At 39.9% G+C, this 4,753-nt stretch carries 3 protein-coding genes; 2 read left to right on the top strand and 1 reads right to left on the bottom strand.

Annotated elements, in window-relative coordinates:
• Positions 1-215 precede the first annotated feature (215 nt).
• Entirely contained in the window at positions 216-3,311 is a 3,096-nt protein-coding gene (gene mutS / locus QZ265_RS09860; RefSeq protein WP_296405751.1) for a DNA mismatch repair protein MutS, read from the top strand.
• Between the two features lie 227 nt (positions 3,312-3,538).
• The gene (gene fdxA, locus QZ265_RS09855) at positions 3,539-3,862 is read left to right on the top strand and encodes a ferredoxin FdxA (RefSeq protein ID WP_296405749.1); all 324 of its coding nucleotides are present in this window, start codon (positions 3,539-3,541) and stop codon (positions 3,860-3,862) included.
• 102 nt (positions 3,863-3,964) lie between these two features.
• Here fdxA and QZ265_RS09850 read toward each other — a convergent pair whose 3' ends face one another.
• Positions 3,965-4,612, bottom strand: coding sequence for a hypothetical protein (locus QZ265_RS09850; protein WP_296405747.1), 648 nt, complete (start codon positions 4,610-4,612; stop codon positions 3,965-3,967).
• Between the last annotated feature and the right edge of the window lie 141 nt (positions 4,613-4,753).

Here is a 4,753-nt window from a genome sequence, read left to right as displayed (position 1 = left end):
AAGTGTAGGTTCGAACTATCATAATATTTGCGTCTATGATAGTGCGTAAGTTCTATTTATATAAAAATAGGTGTTAAAATATAGAGTAACCCATTTTGATTGCTAAAATAACGCTGTTTAAAGCAGATATAACTTTTTATAGATATCTGCTATTACTACTTATCTCCATTCATTAATTCTAGTGTAAATCTTCTATAATGCTTGATACCCCTATTATGCCTAATAATTTAAATTCAAATTCCAATTCAAATTCAAACCCCACTACTAATGAAACTTCTGTATTTAATATTGCTGGCATCACATACAACTTAGACGATCATACCCCTATGATGGTGCAATATCTAACCTTAAAAGCACAATATCCTCATGCATTATTGTTGTATCGTATGGGCGATTTTTATGAGTTATTTTTTGAAGATGCGCAGCGGGCTGCTGATATCTTAGACATTACCCTAACACGTCGTGGTAATCACAAAGCAGGAAATAATATCGCCATGGCAGGTGTCCCGTTTCATGCTGCTGAGAGTTACATGGCGCGGCTGATTGCAGCTGGAGAAACAGTGGTAATTTGCGAACAGGTTGAAGAGATTGCAGAGCCCAATGAAGTTGTCGAAAAGCCATCAGCTAAAGGCATTATGCGACGAGAGGTGGTTAAGACTTTAACCGCAGGTACTTTAACAGACGATGCCTTAATTGGTCCGAACCAGACCCCATGTGTAGTCTCAATTGACTTTCTGGTCAGTAAGAATTTACATCAAGTAACTCAAGCTCAAGCTAAGAAATGGCAGGTTGGTATCAGTCAGCTCGACTTAAATGCCGGCACCATACGCACCCAAACCCTTCGCCTTGACTCATTGTTAAAGCAGTCTGCTAGTAGCACTAATATTCATCAGCATGATGAAGAGCAATCGTTAGACTTTGAGGCGCTTTTAAAACAACGTTTGCTTACGGTACTGATACGGTTTTCGCCCAGTGAGGTTATTATTTCTGAGACAACCTCAGATGAGTGGCGTCATTGGCTTCAAGATAAACTTTATTGCCCAGTAATTAGCGTAGCTGCTAGCGACTTCCATGCTCAACATGCAGCTACCACAGTGTGCAGACAGTTTAATGTACAAACTATAGAGGGCTTGGGTATAGCCGATAGCGTCGTGGCTCAGACCAGTACCGCCGCTTTAATTCATTATGCCCAGCAGACCCAGCAGAGACATACCCCGCAGCTAAACGAGTTGATCGTTGAGCGTGATGAAGATTACCTGATTATTGATGATATTAGCAGTCGTAACTTAGAGTTATTTGTTCCGGTTAGTCCGAATGGCACCAGTTTGCTGAGCGTGGTCAATCACTGTCAAACACCAATGGGCAAACGTTTGCTTAGTAATCAACTCAAGCGTCCTTTACGCTTGAAGCAAGCTCATTTGCAATTACAGGATAGACTAGATGCAGTCGAATGGTTTATTCGTCAGCCGTCATTGGCTAATTTACAGCCGCTACAGCAATATTTACAAAGTATTGCCGATATTGAACGCATTAGTAGTCGTATCGCATTACATAGTGCCAAGCCTCGTGATTTAAGGCGTCTGGCTACTAGTATACGAAATAGCGAACAACTGGCGCAACAGTTACAAAGCTTAGGATTAGAACCTAATGTACCTCAGTTGTTGATTCAAATTTTCAATCATTTGCCTTTAGAACATCCTGAACTGATACACATAGCCGATATGCTTGATAAATCTATTATCGAGGAGCCACCTGCACATATACGAGATGGAGGCATGATAGCCACGGGTTATGATGAAGAGTTCGATCGCTTAGTACATTTGCATGATAATATCCAACAAACCTTGGATGACATGGCTGATGAAGCCCGAGAAACTTACAAATTGGCAAGTTTGAAAGTAGGTTTTAATAAAGTGAGTGGGTTTTACTTTGAATTACCAAAAGGTCAAGCAGCTTCTGCGCCAGATGCCTTTATCCGTCGCCAGACTCTAAAAAATAGCGAGCGTTTTGTCACCGAACCACTTAAAAATCTGGAAGTGGATTACCTAGATGCTCAAACCAATGCCCTCGCTCGTGAAAAAGCTCTATATCAAGGCCTTTTAGTAACTATTAGCGATCAGCTACATCATTTACAGCAATTGAGCGCCGCCCTATCACAACTTGATGTCCTGCTGAATTGGGCAGTACTAGCCAAAGAAAATAACTGGGTGAGACCTGAGTTAGACCCTGATTCAAGCTATCTTGATATTCAAGACGGTCGTCATCTGGTTGTTGAGGCCATGAATCAGCCCAAAATCAATCATGCTAAATCAGTTATGCCAGTTTCCGGGTCGAGCAGCCAACATTTTGTAGCCAACGATTGCCAATTGGGTACTAAGTCACATAATGAAAGATTGTTGTTGATTACTGGGCCAAACATGGGCGGCAAATCGACTTACATGCGACAAACGGCGTTGATTGTTTTATTGGCTTGCTGTGGAAGCTTTGTGCCTGCCAGTTTAGCCCGCGTAGGTGATATTGATCGTATATTTACCCGCATTGGTTCTGCAGACGACTTGGCTGGTGGTAAGTCTACTTTTATGGTCGAAATGATTGAAACCGCTCAGATTTTAAATTTATCTAGTTTTAGTTCCTTGGTCCTTATGGATGAGGTAGGCCGTGGTACTTCAACCACTGACGGTTTGGCGATAGCCCATGCTTGCGCGGTTCAATTGGCTGAAATGGGCAGTTTAACTCTATTTGCTACCCATTATTTTGAATTAACCCAATTGGCAGAACAAAACGAATTAACTCAAAAAGTTAGAAACGTGCATGTGGCTGCCAGCCAAGTTGAAGGTCAATTGCTATTACTTCATAAAATACAACCCGGCGCTGCAAGCTCCAGCTTTGGTTTACATGTGGCAAAAATGGCGGGAATTCCAGAACAAGTTTTAATAGCAGCCGAGCACTACTTAACACAGCAAAAATCGTTAAATATCTCTGTTGCTGCCACTCAATCAGTTTATGATAGTAATCATGCTAAAATGGATAAAGCTTATGCAAATGATGACCATAGCCATAGTTCTGTACCGAAAATTTCCGATTTTTCGCAACAATCACATAGCTTAAGCGAATCGCAAGGCGCTTTAGATTTAATAAAGACTTTAGAAACCGACAGTCAAAAAAAGGATTTGAGTGATGGCATGAACCGTATAAATGCTAATGTTATGACTGTTTATGAAAAACTAAAAGCGTTACGTCCTGATGAATTAACTGCGAAGCAAGCCCTTGATCTTCTGTACGAGCTAAAACAAAAAGTTGAAAATGACTGATTGTAAAAAACTGACGGATGGGAATTTGTGAAATAACCATTAACAAGGTAAAATACATCCCTAAAATAAATCTTATCCCTCATTCGCAACTTACTTATCTTGTAGTGCTAACCATTAAGACCAGACCGATTTAGCAACTGTAACCTATATTAATGGCATACAAGCTAAGATAATTCGCCAAAATGGTTAACTATTGTTCAAGATAACTTTTATAAAGGTAGCTCGCTATGACATTTGTTGTCACCGAAAATTGCATCCGCTGCAAGTACACCGATTGTGTTGAAGTCTGCCCTGTGGACTGCTTTTATGAAGGGCCTAATTTCTTGGTCATTCATCCTGATGAATGTATCGACTGTGCGTTATGTGAACCTGAGTGCCCAGCCAATGCTATTTTTTCAGAAGATGAAGTGCCTAAGGGTCAAGAAGAATTTATCGCATTAAATGCGGAGCTCGCTGAAGAGTGGCCAAACATCACTGAAATGCATGATCAATTACCAGACGCTGAGAAATGGGATGGTGTTGAAGGTAAGATTCAGTATTTAGAGCGTTAATTGGGTTTAGATTTGAATCATTTTATTAAAGCGACCTAAGGGTCGCTTTTTTTATTGAGAATTAAATTGATGTGAATTGCGGTGTAATGGACAAAATTCAGGCTATCTTGCAGAGTTTGTCATTAAAAAGTTGTTAATAAACTTAAGCTTACGTTGTTTATTAAGTCCATTATGACTGCTTAATTGGCGTTTTAACGCACTAAACAAACCTTCTAGAGAATTGGTTGTCTTTGGGATGTTTAAGTCATCCAATTCTCTATAAGTGAATAACCAATCACTATTTACTCGCAAGCTACTATAGGCACTTCTAAGATGCTTATGGGTGTACCAAGTCTTACCAGTATCTGTATTGGTACTACGATCATTTAAATAGTCTTGATGGGTCAAATACCAGCTATCCAAGTCTTGAATGAACGTTGTCTTATCATAATCCTTTATGTTTAAAGCGAGCTGTCTAAGGGCAATACTAGCGATATTTTTAGGTCGACGAGTTAAGTATCGAGTGATGATCTGTAGCTGATGAAACTGGCACATTTGCATGGGAGTATCTTTAAACGAAGCACTAAGACCGCGTTTTCCATCGCAAGCAATACTTGTTATATCAATGCCTTTTGATTTTATATGCTCTATTCCTAGCTTATACAGCGAGTTAGTTTCATAATGAATAATACGGTGGTGTAATACCGCTTTGATTGTATAGTCGATAAATACCATTAGGCCAAACGTTCTACCAAAGTAGGTCGTGTCCATCACTATGTTTGCACGAGTAGGTAGCTTATTAAGTGGCTTTATTTCAATTGTATATAGTCGCCTTTGTATGGTCTTTATGCTACAGCGGTGTAATGGACAAAATTCATGCTAAAAAGTAGAAGGTAGTCGCTAATGGACAAA

It is taken from the genome of Psychrobacter sp., assembly GCF_018260395.1.
Lineage (GTDB): Bacteria > Pseudomonadota > Gammaproteobacteria > Pseudomonadales > Moraxellaceae > Psychrobacter.
The sequence above is the reverse complement of the archived record's forward strand: the minus strand, read 5'-3'. Positions and strand labels throughout refer to the sequence as shown.

Bases quoted from the DNA above. Each gene is read 5' to 3' on its own strand.
- fdxA (WP_296405749.1), top strand. From the start codon at position 3,539: ATGACATTTGTTGTCACCGAAAATTGCATCCGCTGCAAGTACACCGAT.
- mutS (WP_296405751.1), top strand. From the start codon at position 216: ATGCCTAATAATTTAAATTCAAATTCCAATTCAAATTCAAACCCCACT.
- QZ265_RS09850 (WP_296405747.1), bottom strand. From the start codon at position 4,612: ATGGACACGACCTACTTTGGTAGAACGTTTGGCCTAATGGTATTTATC.